Origin of the sequence: Pseudoclavibacter soli DSM 23366 (genome assembly GCF_000423505.1) — a bacterium.
Taxonomy (GTDB): domain Bacteria; phylum Actinomycetota; class Actinomycetes; order Actinomycetales; family Microbacteriaceae; genus Pseudoclavibacter_A; species Pseudoclavibacter_A soli.
The window spans coordinates 398,597-412,060 of sequence record NZ_KE384027.1; the positions used below are offsets into that span (position 1 = coordinate 398,597).

The 13,464-nt window shown below is 65.7% G+C and carries 12 protein-coding genes; 5 read left to right on the top strand and 7 right to left on the bottom strand.

Translation table 11 applies throughout. From position 1 onward, the window contains the following. Positions 1-126 precede the first annotated feature (126 nt). Positions 127-1,080 (bottom strand): hypothetical protein, encoded by a 954-nt coding sequence (locus G557_RS0109360; RefSeq protein WP_028245822.1) that lies wholly within the window; start codon positions 1,078-1,080, stop codon positions 127-129. 481 nt (positions 1,081-1,561) lie between these two features. Between G557_RS0109360 and dnaK the strand changes: the two genes are divergently transcribed. Genes dnaK through G557_RS0109380 form a run of 4 tightly spaced genes read left to right on the top strand, consistent with a single transcriptional unit; the run spans position 1,562 to position 5,526 of the window. Further along, complete coding sequence (gene dnaK, locus G557_RS0109365) at positions 1,562-3,427, top strand: molecular chaperone DnaK (protein WP_028245823.1); 1,866 nt, start codon at positions 1,562-1,564, stop codon at positions 3,425-3,427. An 11-nt stretch (positions 3,428-3,438) separates the two neighbouring features. After that, positions 3,439-4,053 carry a nucleotide exchange factor GrpE gene (locus tag G557_RS0109370; protein WP_028245824.1) on the top strand — a complete coding sequence of 205 codons (615 nt, stop codon included), beginning with the start codon at positions 3,439-3,441 and terminating at the stop codon, positions 4,051-4,053. Between the two features lie 18 nt (positions 4,054-4,071). Beyond that, positions 4,072-5,070, top strand: coding sequence for a DnaJ C-terminal domain-containing protein (locus G557_RS0109375; RefSeq protein ID WP_028245825.1), 999 nt, complete (start codon positions 4,072-4,074; stop codon positions 5,068-5,070). A 6-nt stretch (positions 5,071-5,076) separates the two neighbouring features. Beyond that, positions 5,077-5,526: a heat shock protein transcriptional repressor HspR gene (locus G557_RS0109380; protein WP_028245826.1), complete on the top strand. Its 450-nt coding sequence runs from the start codon at positions 5,077-5,079 to the stop codon at positions 5,524-5,526. A 109-nt stretch (positions 5,527-5,635) separates the two neighbouring features. Here the strand turns inward: G557_RS0109380 and G557_RS0109385 are convergent, their stop codons facing one another. From G557_RS0109385 to G557_RS0109405, 5 genes are all read right to left on the bottom strand, one after another. After that, positions 5,636-6,928, bottom strand: coding sequence for a threonine/serine exporter family protein (locus G557_RS0109385; protein WP_028245827.1), 1,293 nt, complete (start codon positions 6,926-6,928; stop codon positions 5,636-5,638). A gap of 26 nt (positions 6,929-6,954) precedes the next feature. Continuing rightward, positions 6,955-7,515, bottom strand: coding sequence for a DUF5666 domain-containing protein (locus tag G557_RS13540; protein ID WP_028245828.1), 561 nt, complete (start codon positions 7,513-7,515; stop codon positions 6,955-6,957). Between the two features lie 93 nt (positions 7,516-7,608). Continuing rightward, the gene (locus tag G557_RS0109395; RefSeq protein ID WP_028245829.1) at positions 7,609-8,844 is read right to left on the bottom strand and encodes an ABC transporter permease; all 1,236 of its coding nucleotides are present in this window, start codon (positions 8,842-8,844) and stop codon (positions 7,609-7,611) included. Continuing rightward, a complete protein-coding gene (locus tag G557_RS0109400) occupies positions 8,841-9,653 on the bottom strand; it encodes an ABC transporter ATP-binding protein (protein ID WP_342662187.1) in 813 nt (270 codons plus the stop codon). The genes G557_RS0109395 and G557_RS0109400 overlap by 4 nt, the downstream gene beginning before the upstream one ends. After that, positions 9,643-10,971, bottom strand: a complete 1,329-nt coding sequence (locus G557_RS0109405; protein WP_036962039.1) for an efflux RND transporter periplasmic adaptor subunit — start codon at positions 10,969-10,971, stop codon at positions 9,643-9,645. Before G557_RS0109405 ends, G557_RS0109400 begins: the two co-directional genes overlap by 11 nt. A gap of 166 nt (positions 10,972-11,137) precedes the next feature. On the opposite strand from G557_RS0109405, the gene G557_RS0109410 reads away from it, so the two are divergent. After that, positions 11,138-11,887, top strand: a complete 750-nt coding sequence (locus tag G557_RS0109410) for a hypothetical protein (RefSeq protein ID WP_028245832.1) — start codon at positions 11,138-11,140, stop codon at positions 11,885-11,887. Here G557_RS0109410 and G557_RS13545 read toward each other — a convergent pair. After that, positions 11,809-13,398, bottom strand: a complete 1,590-nt coding sequence (locus G557_RS13545; RefSeq protein WP_051224967.1) for a CYTH and CHAD domain-containing protein — start codon at positions 13,396-13,398, stop codon at positions 11,809-11,811. The two genes, G557_RS0109410 and G557_RS13545, sit on opposite strands and share 79 nt — an antisense overlap. Positions 13,399-13,464 lie beyond the last annotated feature (66 nt).

Genomic DNA, 13,464 nt, shown 5'->3' on the forward strand with positions numbered 1-13,464 from the left:
GTGACACCTGTGTGTGCTGCGGGTCTGAGGTGTCACGGATTGTTGTTTTGGCGCCGGTTTCTCGCGTCTCGTGACACCTGTGTGTGGTGCGGTGGGTCTTTCTCGCGTCTCGTGACACCGGTGTGGTCAGTTGGGGCGCCATCCGCGCGAGAGCAGGGCGTCAGTGATGCGTGCGACGGCCTCGGCGCCATCGTCGCGCATCGCAGGGGCGTCGATGCGAACGACCAGGATGCCGCTTGCAGTGAAGCGCTCATAACGCCGCAGGTCGGCAGCGAACTGCTCGGGCCCGCGGTGATGGGCGCCTTCGTATTCGATGCCCACGCGGAAGGCTCGAAGGAAGAGATCGAGGACTCCGAGCAGTCGACCCGCGCTGTCGAAGACCGCGGTGTTGATCTCTGGTTCGGGCAGACCTGCGCGAAGCATCATCAGACGCAGCTGTGTCTCACGCGGAGACTCGACACCCGGCCTGATCAGCGGCAGTGCGGCGCGCAGCTGTCGAATGCCGATCATGCGCGAGCCGTCGGCGACTGCTTGCGCGAGTTGGTCCTGCGTGGCGAGCGGGCGTCGGTGCCCGGGCACGATCGTCGCGGCGACTTCTGCCAAAGGATCGCAGATCAGATAGTCGGCTGCGGCGACGAGTTCGTCGCAGGTGAGCCAGCGGGCGAGCCCCAGCCACGTGTCGACGGGGCTGCAGACGGGCAGACCCCTGATGGAATGCGTTGCGAGTGCGCTACGGCCTCGATGTCCGCTGACTTGTGACAGGCGCAGGGGACGCTGTTCGTTGGGGGTCGTCACATGCAGCGGAAGCGTCTGCTCATATCGGCGGGGCAACGGGATGTGCCACAGCTGCGCGGCGGTCAGATGGCTGAACGCTGCGTTGTCGGGGAGTGCGAGCGAACATGCCCGGCACCAGTTCTCGAGGGTTGCAGGAAGTGTCTTGGCTACACGCACCCCGGGGAACGGCTGTTCGAGATCTGCCGCTCTCAAGCGAGAAGGGGTGATGTCGTGCGCAAATGCCTCGTGCACATGAAAAGGTCGAGCACTCAGCAGCGGCGGCAGCGGGCGAGGTGTGCGGGTCATCGCATCAGCATCGTTCGTTCTGAGATGGTGCACCGGCAGAGTCCCGGAGCTGTGGAGAGATTCGGCGCCGACCACGCCTGTGTGAAACGTCTGTGCGTGACGTGGCGGGGCGGGGGATGGGCGCGCATCGTTGCGGTGTCACGAAGTGTGGGAATAGTGAAGTCTGAGTCGCATTTCGTGACACCTGTGTGTGCTTCTGCGGGGCATGGTCCCAGGGGTGTCACGAAGTGTGGGAATGGTGGGCTCTGAGTCGCATTTTGTGACACGTGTGTGGGGCTCGAGGCTCGAGGTACCCCTGTAATCACGCGCCCAGTCGGGCTACTTCTCTGAAACATGAGTGAACTATGCTCAACTTTTTGTCACGAGCCTTGACAAATGGATGCGCATGCGTAAAGTTGAGTGCAGGCGACTCAAGGAGGGTCGCTGAACGAGACTTCACGACAGACAGAGGCCCGGGGCACCGGGCAAGAAAGGACACAGAATGTCACGAGCAGTAGGAATTGACCTCGGCACCACCAACTCAGTGGTGTCGGTGTTGGAGGGCGGCGAGCCCACCGTCATCGCAAACGCAGAGGGTTTCCGTACCACGCCATCCATCGTCGCCTTCGCCAAAGACGGCGAGGTGCTCGTTGGTGAGACCGCGAAGCGTCAGGCCGTCACCAACGTCGACCGCACCATTGCCTCGGTCAAGCGCCACATCGGCACCGACTGGAAGACCAACGACATCGACGGCAAGAGGTACACCCCGCAGGAGATCTCCGCACGCATCCTGCAGAAGCTGAAGACCGACGCCGAGAGCTACCTTGGCGACAAGGTCACCGATGCCGTCATCACCGTGCCGGCGTACTTCAACGACTCACAGCGTCAGGCCACCAAAGAGGCCGGTGAGATCGCCGGGCTCAACGTGCTGCGCATCATCAACGAGCCCACCGCAGCCGCACTGGCATACGGTCTTGACAAAGGCAAAGAAGACGAGCTGATCCTCGTGTTCGACCTCGGTGGCGGCACCTTCGACGTGTCTCTGCTGGAGGTCGGCAAAGACGATGACTTCTCGACCATTCAGGTGCGCGCCACCTCGGGCGACAACCACCTCGGTGGTGACGACTGGGATCAGCGCTTGGTCGACTACCTGATCAAGAAGTTCAAAGAGTCGACCGGCGTCGACGTCTCGAGCGACAAGATCGCCCTGCAGCGACTCAAGGAGGCCGCTGAGCAGGCCAAGAAAGAGCTCTCGAGCCAGAACAGCGCCAGCGTGCAGCTGCCGTATCTCTCGCTCACGGAGAACGGCCCGGCCAACCTCGATGAGACCATCTCGCGCGCCAAGTTCGAAGAGCTGACCGCTGATCTGGTCGAGCGCACCGCCAAGCCGTTCCACGACGTCATCAAAGAGGCCGGGGTCAAGGTCTCCGACGTCGATCACGTGGTGCTCGTCGGCGGTTCGACCCGTATTCCCGCGGTCGTCGAGGAGGTCAAGAAGCTCACCGGCGGCAAGGAGCCCAACAAGGGCGTCAACCCCGATGAGGTCGTCGCCGTGGGCGCGGCCATCCAGGCCGGCGTGCTGAAGGGCGAGCGCAAAGACGTGCTGCTGATCGACGTCACCCCGCTGAGCCTCGGCATCGAGACCAAGGGTGGCATCTTCACCAAGCTGATCGAGCGCAACACTGCCATTCCGACCAAGCGCAGCGAGACCTTCACCACCGCTGAAGACAACCAGCCGTCGGTGTCGATCCAGGTGTTCCAGGGCGAGCGCGAGTTCACCCGCGACAACAAGAGCCTCGGCACCTTCGAGCTGACCGGCATCGCACCGGCTCCGCGCGGTGTGCCACAGATCGAGGTGACCTTCGACATCGATGCCAACGGCATCGTGAAGGTTTCTGCCAAAGACAAGGGCACCGGCAAAGAGCAGGAGATCACCATCCAGGGCGGCTCGGGTCTGTCGCAGGAGGACATCGACCGCTTTGTGAAAGAGGCCAAGGAGCACGAGGAGGAGGACAAGCAGCGTCGCGAGGCCGCAGAGCAGCGCAACAACGCCGAGCAGCTCGCCTACTCGATTGAGAAGCTCATCAAAGACAACGATGAGAAGCTGTCTGACGAGGTCAAGACCGAGGTCACCGCTGACGTTGAAGAGCTGAAGAAGGCACTCGAAGGCTCTGACGACGATGCCGTCAAGGCGGCGTTCGACAAGCTCAACGAGTCGCAGGTCAAGCTCGGCGAGGAGATCTACAAGGCCGCTCAGGCAGATGCCTCGAGCGAGTCGGCTGACGGTGGGTCAGCCGCTGGCGGCTCCGGCGATGACGACGATATCGTCGACGCCGAGGTCGTCGACGATGACGACGACAAGAAGTAAGGCGGTCACTGATGGCTGACGACAACAAGAACGAACAGCAGTCAGCCGGTGTCGATCCTGCCGATGTGCAGGGTGCTGAGGAGGCGCTGGATGCTCAAACGGCATCCGGCGCCCCCGGCGCATCTGAGCCGGAGACCGAAGAGGTCACCGAGGCGCAGGAGCCCACTGGCGAAGCCGCTGACGCGGCTGAGGGCGCCCAGCCCGCGAGCCGCGAAGACAAGCTGCTCGACGAGCTGCAGCGTCTCGCCGCAGAATACAAAAACTATCGTGCTCGCACTGAGGCCCAGGCAGTCATCGAGCGGCAGCGTGCTGCCGGTGAGACTGCCAAGCGCCTGTTCCCCGTGTTCGACGATCTCGATCGTGCCGAACAAGCCGGCGACCTGGCCGAGGGGTCAGCGTTCGCAACCATCGCATCCAAACTGCGTGGCGTGGCCGAGGGGCTGGGGCTGGAACGCTTCGGCGCCAAGGGCGAGCCGTTCGACCCCAAGGTGCACGAGGCAGTGCTGCAGCAGCCCAACCCCGATGTCACCGAATTGGTGATCGGCGAGGTGGTGACTCCCGGGTATCGCATCGGCGAGACCCTGCTGCGCGCGGCCAAGGTGGTCGTGTTCGCACCCGCGGAATGACAGAAGGAGGCGGAACGCATGGCAAGTCAGGATTGGCTTGATAAAGACTTCTATGCCGTGCTCGGAGTGTCGAAAGACATCTCCGACGCCGACCTGAAGAAGGAGTATCGCAAGCTCGCTCGCAAGTATCACCCCGATGCGAATCAGGGTGATGCGAAGGCCGAGGCGAAGTTCAAAGAGATCTCCGAGGCGTACAGCGTGCTCTCTGACCCGAAAGAGCGCAAGGAGTACGACTCGCTTCGTGCCATGGGCGCCGGGGCCCGGTTCAGTGCCGGCTCCGGCGGCCCAGGCGGCCAGGCGGGGTTCGACGATCTGTTCGGCGGCCTGTTCAACCAAGGTGGCGGCGGAGGCGGGCAGCGAGTGCGCTTCTCAACCGGCGGCGCACCGGGCGCTGGCGGCTACGAAGATCTCTTCGGCGGCCTGTTCGGTCAGGCCGGTGGGTCTGCCGGGTTCTCGCGTGGGTCTGCGCCTGGTGAAGACGTTGAGGCGCGTGCTCGCCTGAGCTTCGAACAGGCGGTCAACGGCGCGACGGTCTCGCTCGGCACTCCGCAGGGCAAGACGGTCAAGACCAAGATCCCCGCCGGGGTGCATGACGGGCAGAAGATTCGTCTGCGCGGCAAGGGCAACCCCGGGCGAGGCGGGGGCCCCGCCGGTGACCTGATCGTGCACATCTCGGTGGGCACGCACCCAGTGTTCACCCGCGAGGGCGACAACCTCAAGGTAGTGTTGCCGGTGACCTTTGCAGAGGCCACGCTCGGTGCCACCGTCGAGGTGCCCACGTTCGGTGGCGCACGCGTCAAGGTCAAGGTGAAACCCGGCACACCCTCTGGGCGCGTGCTGCGCATCAAGGGTCGTGGGGTGAAAACCGCCAAGCGCACCGGCGACCTGCTCGCCGAGGTGCAGGTGGTGGTGCCCACCTCACTCAAGCCGAAGGCTCGTGAGGCACTTGATGAGTTCGTTAAGGCCGTTGCCGAAGACGACCCCAGAGCCGAGCTGTTTGAACGCGCAGGGGAGTAGTCAGCCATGACTGACGAGACCACTGCACTGTTCGGCATCTCGGCTGCAGCCGAGCTGGCCGGCATGCACCCGCAGACGCTGCGCCAGTACGACCGCATCGGTCTCGTGCGCCCACAGCGCACGGCCGGGCGGTCACGCCGGTACACGCTGCGCGATGTCGTGGTGCTGCGGGAGGTGCAGCGACTCTCGAATGAGGGTGTGAGTCTTGAGGGCATCCGCCGGGTCATTGAGCTCGAAAACCAGGTGCACGCGCTGCAGCAGCGGGTCAGCGAGCTGCAGACCGCACTGGCTGACGCGCTCATTTACCGGCCCGGTGGGCGCACCTTTGCCGCGGGTGCCGAAGGCGAGATCGTCACCCTCGACCAGGGGCGGCGCCGAGTGCAGACCAACGGCGGCGAACTGGTGATCTACCGGCCGATCAGCGTCGAGGTGCACACCACCGAGACGTCGGTCTGATGCGGTGACACAGAGCACAGGGCGGTGGCGCAACAAGCGCTGCCGCCCTTTCTGCGTGTCTCTGTGCGCTGAGGGGGAGGAGGCGCTGCATCATCACCCGTGCACGCCATCACCCGTGCACGCGGTCGTACGACCACTCGCGCTCGGTGAGCATGCGCGCAGCCGTCAGGCCCACAGCGAGCGCGACCACCGTGAACAGCGCCTGCACCCCGTAGGTGCCTGCGGCGACCATGTCGCCCTGGTTGAGATACACGAGCGCGCGGTACGCGCTCGACCCCGGCACCATAATCAGCACGGCGGGCACGGTGAGCGCGATGCGAGCCGCGTCGAGCCTCGTTGCCACCACATAGGCGAGCAGCCCCACCAGCAGCGCGCCGCAGAGGGTGGCAACCTGGTTCGGCCATCCTGCGTCGGTTGTGGTCAGGCGCAGGGTGTTTGCCACCGTGCCGATGCCCGCCGCACCCAGTGCGAGCGTGAACGGGGTGTTGAACATCATGGCGAAGCCGGTCACTGCGACGAAACCGGCCAGCACTCGCGAGGCGATCAGCACCCACAGCGGCCATTCGGGTGCGGGAGCCACCGTCGGCTGCAGATTGAAGGTCAGCGCCACCGCCCAGGCCCCGAGTGAACTCGAGAGCAGCACGAGCACGGCGAAGATGAGCCGGCCGATGCCAGCGCTCAGGTCAAGGCGCCCGAGATCGAGCGCGGCGGTCATCAGCGGAAAACCCGGCACCAGCAGCAGCAGCGCCGAGGTGAACCCGGCGTCATGCAGCGCGCTCTGCTGTCCGCTGACCACCGAGAGCAGCCCAGTGAACAGCACGTAGCCGAGTGCGGCGGTTAGGCCGCACAGCGCGTACATGGCTAGCTGGTTGATGCGTGCGCGAATGAGCATGGTGCGCAGCCACTGAGTGATCGCGACCGACAGGGCGACGCCGACGCACTCCTGCCAGCCGCCGTTGTTGAGAAAGGCGAACCCCGAGCAGGCCATGATCGCTGCGACCATGGTCAGCCAGGTGGGGTAGTGGCGTGGTCGCGCCGCGATGCGGTCGAGCCGACGATTGAGCTCTTCGGGCAGCATGCCGGCGGGCATGTGATGCGAGAGGCGTTCGAGCTCGACGATGCGGTCGGCGTCGACGGTGCCGATGCGCACCTGTGCGACGCGGGTGCGAAAGATCTCGCCGCGGAAGAACGTGGTGACGATCTCCGTGGCGGTGATCTGGGTGTGCAGATTCGTGATGCCCAAGGCACGCGCTGCGCGGCTCATCGCCTGTTTAATGCGAAACGACCCGGCTCCCGCCTGCAGCATCATCGACCCGAGCCGCATCACCGCATTGGATTTGCCGATGAGGTGGATGGGTTCGAGGGAGATCTCGTTGGTGGGAGTCGGGTCGTTGGGGGACATGCCTCATATTGTGGCACCCCAGCGGGTCACTCGGAGGCCGGAGCCTGTCCGCCGCCCGGGAAGGAGTCGGTCGCATCACCGGTGGTGATCGACTGCGCAGTGATGCTGTCGTTGTCACTCTCGCCACGCACGCTGATGGTGTCACCTGTGCTCAGTGCGTCGACGCTGCTCGACGTGCTCTCAGTCACAGAAGTGTCGCTGCCGACAGTGATCGTCTTGGTCTCGCCGTCATCGGTCTCGATGGTGATCGTGTCGCCGTCGATCGAAGTGATGGTGCCCGAAGTGAACCCGGACATAGCAGCCTGGCCGCCGCCCTCGCCGGATTCGCCGCGCGGCGCGCCGCCCTCGCCCTGACCGCCGCTCGGCATGCTGCCGCCCTGGCCGCTGGGCACCTGTGAGGCCTGCGTCGACGAATTCTGCGCCACGAGCGTGCCGCCGAGGAAGCCCAAGCCGATCAGCACGACGGCGGTGAGCCCGCCGGTGAGCCATTTCCCCACCTTGGACTTCTTGGCCTTCGCCCCGGGTGTGGGCTGAACGGGTGTGGGGGCCGCCGCGTTCGCGGGCTGCTGTGGAGTCTGGTCAGTCATGGTGTTCCTTGCTGTGTTCTGGGGGTCTGGATGAAAAGTGTGCTCGTCGCTGCCGTCACCGTGATGTGCGTTGGCTGCGATCCTGCTGTGCGCCTACGTGGCGCGCAGGGCTTGGATCGGCCGCAGCGACGCGGCTCGGGCTGCGGGATAGGCGCCGAAGAACACGCCGATCGCCACTGAGACCCCGAGCGCCAGCGGCACCGACCAGCCGAGAATCACCGGCTGGGTGCCGTTGATCGTGAAGTTCGAGCCGATGTAGGCGAGCACGACTCCGACGATGCCGCCGGTGAGCGTCAGCAGCGCTGCCTCAGTGAGGAACTGCGCCAAGATCACACCCTTGGTGGCACCGATCGCCTTGCGAATGCCGATCTCGCGGGTGCGCTCGGTCACTGTCACGAGCATGACGTTGGTGACGCCGATGCCGCCGACCAACAGGCTGATCGCAGCAACCGCGCCGAGCAGTGTCGTGAAGCTCGCTGCGCTCTCAGCCTGCGTCTCGAGCAGCGACGACTGGTTGACGATCTGGTACGGGGTCGAGCTTGATGAGTTCGATGAGCTGGTGGATGCCCCACTTGCACTGATCGAGCCGCTGTCAGAGACCCCGAGCAGCTGGTTGAGCATCACTTCGAGTTCCCCCTCAGCAGCGTCGACCGAGTCGGCATCGGTGGCGGTGACCGTCAGCGTGCTGATGTCGTCGAAGCCAGTGAACGAGCGCTGGATGCGCGTCAGCGGCGCGATCACCACCGAATCGGCATCAGTGCTGGTGGTCGACGACTGGGTGCTGAGTATGCCGGTCACGGTATATGCCGCGCCGTCGATGTCGATCGTCGAGCCGAGCGCTGCACGTGAAGACCCGAACAGGTCGGTGGCCACGCTTTGCCCGATCACCGCGACCTTCGATGCCAGGGTGACGTCGGCATCCGTGAAGGCAGACCCAGACTCGACCGAGTATGTGCCGATCGTGAAGTAGTCGGCGGTGGTGCCGATGATCGACACGCTGTCGGCCGAGTTGCCGTCGGCGATCACCGTCTGTGAGGTGCTCACTTGGGGCACCACTTTGTCGACGTGGCCGAGCCCCGCGTTGGCGATCTGGTTGCTGATCTCAGTGGTCAGCGTGCTGGTTGCCTGGCCGGTCGAGCGCACGGTGAGCGTGGTGGTGCCCAGACTGCTGATCGCATCTTGAATCTTCGACGCCGACCCATTGCCCACGGCCAGCAGCAGAATCACGCTGGCGACGCCGATGAGTACGCCGAGCATGGTCAGCAGCGATCGCAGCGGGTTGGCGGTCACCCCGTGCAGTGCGGAGCGGAAGATCTCTGCCGGGTTCATGCGTGGGCCTCCAGCCGGCGGGTGGCGCGCTCGGCGGCGCGCGCAGTGGTGCGATCGGCGACGATGCGACCGTCGCGCAGGGTGAGCACGCGGTCGGTGTGCTCGGCCACGTCGTCTTCGTGGGTGATCATGACGATGGTCTTGCCGGCGACGGCGAGCTCGTCGACGAGGGCGAGCACATCGTTGGTCGACACGCTGTCGAGGTTGCCGGTGGGCTCGTCGGCGAACAGGATGGCCGGCTCACCGACCAGCGCCCGCGCGATTGCCACGCGCTGCTGTTGACCACCCGAGAGCTGTTGCGGCAGATGGTCGGCGCGCTCGGCGAGCCCCACCCGGCCCAGCGCTGCGGCAGCGCGCCGGTGTCGCTCGGCGCGAGCCACCCCGGCGTAGACCAGGGGCAACTCGACATTGGCCTGAGCGCTCATGCGCGGAATCAGGTTGAACGACTGAAACACGAAGCCGATCTTGCGGTTGCGCACATGCGCCAGGTCGTTCTCGCTGAGGTCGTGCACGTCGATGCCGTCGAGCAGATAGGTGCCTGACGAGGCCACGTCAAGGCAGCCGAGCACATTCATGATCGTCGACTTGCCCGAGCCGGAGGGGCCCATGATCGACACGTACTCGCCGCGGTGCACGGTGAGGTCGATGCCTTTCAGGGCATGCACGGCGTTCTCGCCGCGCCCGTAGACCTGCTGCACGTCGTGCAGCTCGAGTACCACGTCATCGGCTGGATGCTCCTCGGTCGCCACGCCGGCCACCTCGATCACCTGCGTCTGTGCGAGCTGCTCGAACAGATCGTCACTGGCCACCGGGGCCTCCGCCCTGAGGCATCGAGCCAGAGCCGGAGCCGCCGCTGAAGCCGCCGCCGCTGCCGCTGTTGGGCATCGAACCGCCGCTGAAGCCTGATCCGCTGCCTGACGAGCCGCTAGAGCCGGAGCTCGAGCTGCTCGACTCGGTCACCGTGCCGATCACGATGGTCTGCCCCGAAGTCAGCCCTGACGTGATCACGGTGCCCTCGTCGCCGACGAGCCCCGTGGTCACGGTGACGGTCTGTGAGGTGCCGTCGTCGCCGACCACCTCGACCGTTGAGGTGCCTTCGGTGCCAGTGGTCACTGCAGCGGCCGGCACGTAGAGCGCGTCGGCGTCGGAGCTCGCGGTGGTGATGGTCACGTCGGCCGTCGACCCGATGTGCGCGCCCTCGGGCACGCTGTTGAGGGTGATCGTGGTGGCGAAGGTCACCACTGAGTTACTGGTGGTGCCGGTGGGCGAGATCGCGGTCACTGTGGCGTCGACTTCGGTGTCGTCAACGGCGGGCAGCGTGACCTTCGCCGCCTGGCCGACCGACACGGTCGAGATGTCGGCCTCGGGGATGGTCGCTGCGACGGTATAGGCCGACACGTCGGCAATGGTCACCACAGATGAGCCGCTCGATGAGCTTGAGCTGCTGGTGGTGCCGCTCGACTGCGTGCTGCCACTGGCCGATGACCCGCTTGACGAGTTTGACGATCCGCTGCCGCTGGTTGAGCCGACGCTGCCGTTGACGGCGATCACTAAACCAGAGATGGGCGCGGTCAGAGTTGCTGCGGCGAGGTCTTCTTTGGCCTCGGTCAGGGCGCGGGTGGCGGTGGTGACGGTGCTCTGGGCCTGCTCGACGCTGCTCTGTGCTGAGTTCACCTCTTGCGTGCTCACTGTGGTCGTGCTCGTGCCGGTGCGCTCGTCAGTGGTCGTGGTACCCGCCTGTGCACTGGCAAGGGTCGATTTGGCTCGACTCAGTGCGCTGTTCGCATTGGTAAGCGTGGTTTGTGCGTCGCTCACCGCGGTTTTCAGATCGTCTGTCTCGAGCGTGGCAATGGACTGCCCCTTGGTGACGGTGTCGCCAACAGCCACATCAATGGAGGCGATAGTGCCAGAGGTGGCGAAGCTCGCCTCAGATTCACTGGCAGCGGCGAGGTTGCCGCTGGCGGTTATGCTCGTGGTCACCGTGCCCTGCTGCACCGTTGAGGTCAGTTGGGTGGCGCTCGACGTGGTCGAGGAGCTCGGATGCAGCACGAACCAGGTCACGGTGCCGATGACGAGCACGCCGGCGACGAGGCCGCTGTTGATCAGCAGGGGTCGGGAAAGTCTCATGCTGCCAGCGTGGGGTGCCTGGCTGTCACCATCTTCGCGACAGCATATAGGCAGGCTGTGAGTATGGCCGTGATGGCATATGAATCTCGGCACACTCAGGGCACGCACAGCCGCAACCTGCGCATTCGGGGCGAGAATAGTCGCTCCCCGTGTGCAAGGAGGACGCATGAAGGCTTCGCAGCTGGTGCAACAGGTTGACCGCGAACACCGCCGACGCGAGCGCTTTGGACGCGGTCTCGACACCGTGATGATCCCGGCGCGCAACTTCTCATATGAGTGGGGCGTGATTCTCTACGACTGGATGAGCGGAGCTCCCGTGCCCACCCGCGCGAGACTCGGGGCACTGAGCACCGCATATGTCGAGTGGTTCGAGGCGACCGCCGATACACTCACCGCTCAGCTGGCCGCGACCCAGGGCATCCTCGGTGATGACGACCTGCTGCAGGCGATGGCAGAGTTCGGCTTTCATCGCCTGAACGCGCGCTGCCAGCCCATGTGGGCGGCCCTGCTGCATCGCCAGGCCACCGGGGTGCGGCGAGAGGATGCGCTGGTTGCGCAGCGCGATCTGCGTCGCGATCTCGTCGCGCTGCGGGCAGCACATGCTCAAGTGCGCATGGTGTTGGCCGACGACGAGCAGACGCTGGCCGAGCTGGCCCGTTGGAGTGAGACCGTCGAGCATCAGCTCGAGACCTTCATCGCGCTGCTCGACGTGTGCGGCCGCGCCGAGCCGATGATCGTGCTGCCGGCTCCAGTGCAGTTCAGCGACAACGGTGAGCATTCCATCGACGCAGTAGTCGTCGATCTGCGCACGTCATCGGTGGTGGGGCTGCGCAGCGATCAGGCAGATGCTGTGATCGCGTCGCTGCGGCCGGTGGCGGCGATCTCGGCGAGCAGCTCGTCGCGCGTGACGGCGTAGTCGCTCAGTGCAGCTGCGGCTCGGTTGCGGGCGGCTTCGGCCAGCAAATAGTAGGGCAGCGCCGCCTGCTGAGTTTCGCGAGCCTGACGGTCGGTGACGGCGACTGCCAGCACGTGGTCGGCGAACAGCAGGTCGTCGCGGTGATCGCCCAGCAGATCTTGCAAGGCCTTTGCCGCGGCAATGACCGCAGGATGTTCGGGCGCGATGGCCTCGTAGGAGTACCGCAGGGCGCGGGCATCTTTGCGTACCAGATGCAGCGCCGCTTCGAATGCGGCCAGTTGCGCGGGCTCGCCCCCGACCTCGTCAAGGGTGCGCCAGATCGCCACGGCGTCGGCATCGTGTGCGATCAGGCGCGCGGTGGCCTCGGCCAACAGGTCGGGCAGCACCTCGGCAGCCGGTCTGCGGCCCATGGCGCTGGCACGGTCGGTGTCGTCGAGCGCCGCCAGTGAGAGGTGCACGCGGGTGAGTCGCCCGCTGTCGAGCTGGGTGGCCAGGCGGCGCTGCGCAGCATCGTGCGCCTGCCATGCCGGCTCGGCCAGGCGCCCGACGAGGCGTCGTGTCTTCGGCACCTCGGGCAGACGGCGCAGCTGTTGCTCGGCATAGCGGGCGCGCACCTCAGCATCGCGCACCGCACCCAGATCGCGACCCACTGCCCGCAGGCGATGCAATGCACGAGTGACCGCTGCCGTCTCGAACACGCTGCCGAACACGTCGAGCAGGCTGCGCAGGCGGCGCACCAGAATACGCGCCTGATGCACGGCGTCGGGCTGATCGGCGACGGCTTCGCGCACGCGGGGGTCGAGTGCTGCGGCGATCTCGTCGAGGGAGTGAGCGACTGTCTGAGCAGCGGTGCGTGTGCTCGGTTGGTCAGCCGGGTCGAGACCGAGCGCTCGCTGCAGCTTGGCCACCGCACTCGACGGGCGGGCGCCAGCGCGGGCCAGGCGATGCTGCAGGCGGTCGAGCAGCAGTGCACCGGGGCTACCGGCCTGATCGTCGAGGCGTTCGGCCAGCTCGGTTTCCCACTCGCGCCACTGCCGCACGGTACCGTCGCGCAGATCATCGGTGTGCACCTGGTCGTCGGCGATCTCGGCCAGCTGGCGGTCGTGCGCATCGAAGAGCACCGTCGCGGTGCGGGTGGTGCGAATGCGGGCAACCGGGCGCAGGGTAGCTGCGTCAACCCATTCAGACACGGCTTCGATGAGTCCGGCGGGCGGCTGTTCGGGCGCTTCGTCATCGATCGGCCAGTGCCGCTCGATGCGCCCGTGTGCACCAGTGGTCTTCAGATGCCAGCCGGCGTCGTGGCCACCGGTGCGTCGCCGCACGGCGATGCGCCCGGTGATCAGCGTGAGGCCGTCGGTGTCGTAGTAGGTGGCATCAAGGTGAGCCGGAGCATCCTGCCGAATGCGGGCGACGCCCGCGACCGTGCTGAGGTCGGGCAGCACCGCATCGATCGGCACATCGAACTTGCGCTCGATCTCAACGTGGCGTTCACCGGCGACAGGGGTGCTCATGTCTCTCAGCGTAGTCGGGTGCGCAGGTCATGCAAGCACGCGTGTTACCAGCTGGCAACATCGCTC

Coding starts and splice junctions, on each gene's coding strand:
- G557_RS0109370 (WP_028245824.1), top strand. CDS start 3,439: ATGGCTGACGACAACAAGAACGAACAGCAGTCAGCCGGTGTCGATCCT.
- G557_RS0109395 (WP_028245829.1), bottom strand. CDS start 8,844: ATGAACCCGGCAGAGATCTTCCGCTCCGCACTGCACGGGGTGACCGCC.
- G557_RS13540 (WP_028245828.1), bottom strand. CDS start 7,515: ATGACTGACCAGACTCCACAGCAGCCCGCGAACGCGGCGGCCCCCACA.
- G557_RS13545 (WP_051224967.1), bottom strand. CDS start 13,398: ATGAGCACCCCTGTCGCCGGTGAACGCCACGTTGAGATCGAGCGCAAG.
- G557_RS0109410 (WP_028245832.1), top strand. CDS start 11,138: ATGAAGGCTTCGCAGCTGGTGCAACAGGTTGACCGCGAACACCGCCGA.
- dnaK (WP_028245823.1), top strand. CDS start 1,562: ATGTCACGAGCAGTAGGAATTGACCTCGGCACCACCAACTCAGTGGTG.
- G557_RS0109385 (WP_028245827.1), bottom strand. CDS start 6,928: ATGTCCCCCAACGACCCGACTCCCACCAACGAGATCTCCCTCGAACCC.
- G557_RS0109380 (WP_028245826.1), top strand. CDS start 5,077: ATGACTGACGAGACCACTGCACTGTTCGGCATCTCGGCTGCAGCCGAG.
- G557_RS0109405 (WP_036962039.1), bottom strand. CDS start 10,971: ATGAGACTTTCCCGACCCCTGCTGATCAACAGCGGCCTCGTCGCCGGC.
- G557_RS0109375 (WP_028245825.1), top strand. CDS start 4,072: ATGGCAAGTCAGGATTGGCTTGATAAAGACTTCTATGCCGTGCTCGGA.
- G557_RS0109360 (WP_028245822.1), bottom strand. CDS start 1,080: ATGACCCGCACACCTCGCCCGCTGCCGCCGCTGCTGAGTGCTCGACCT.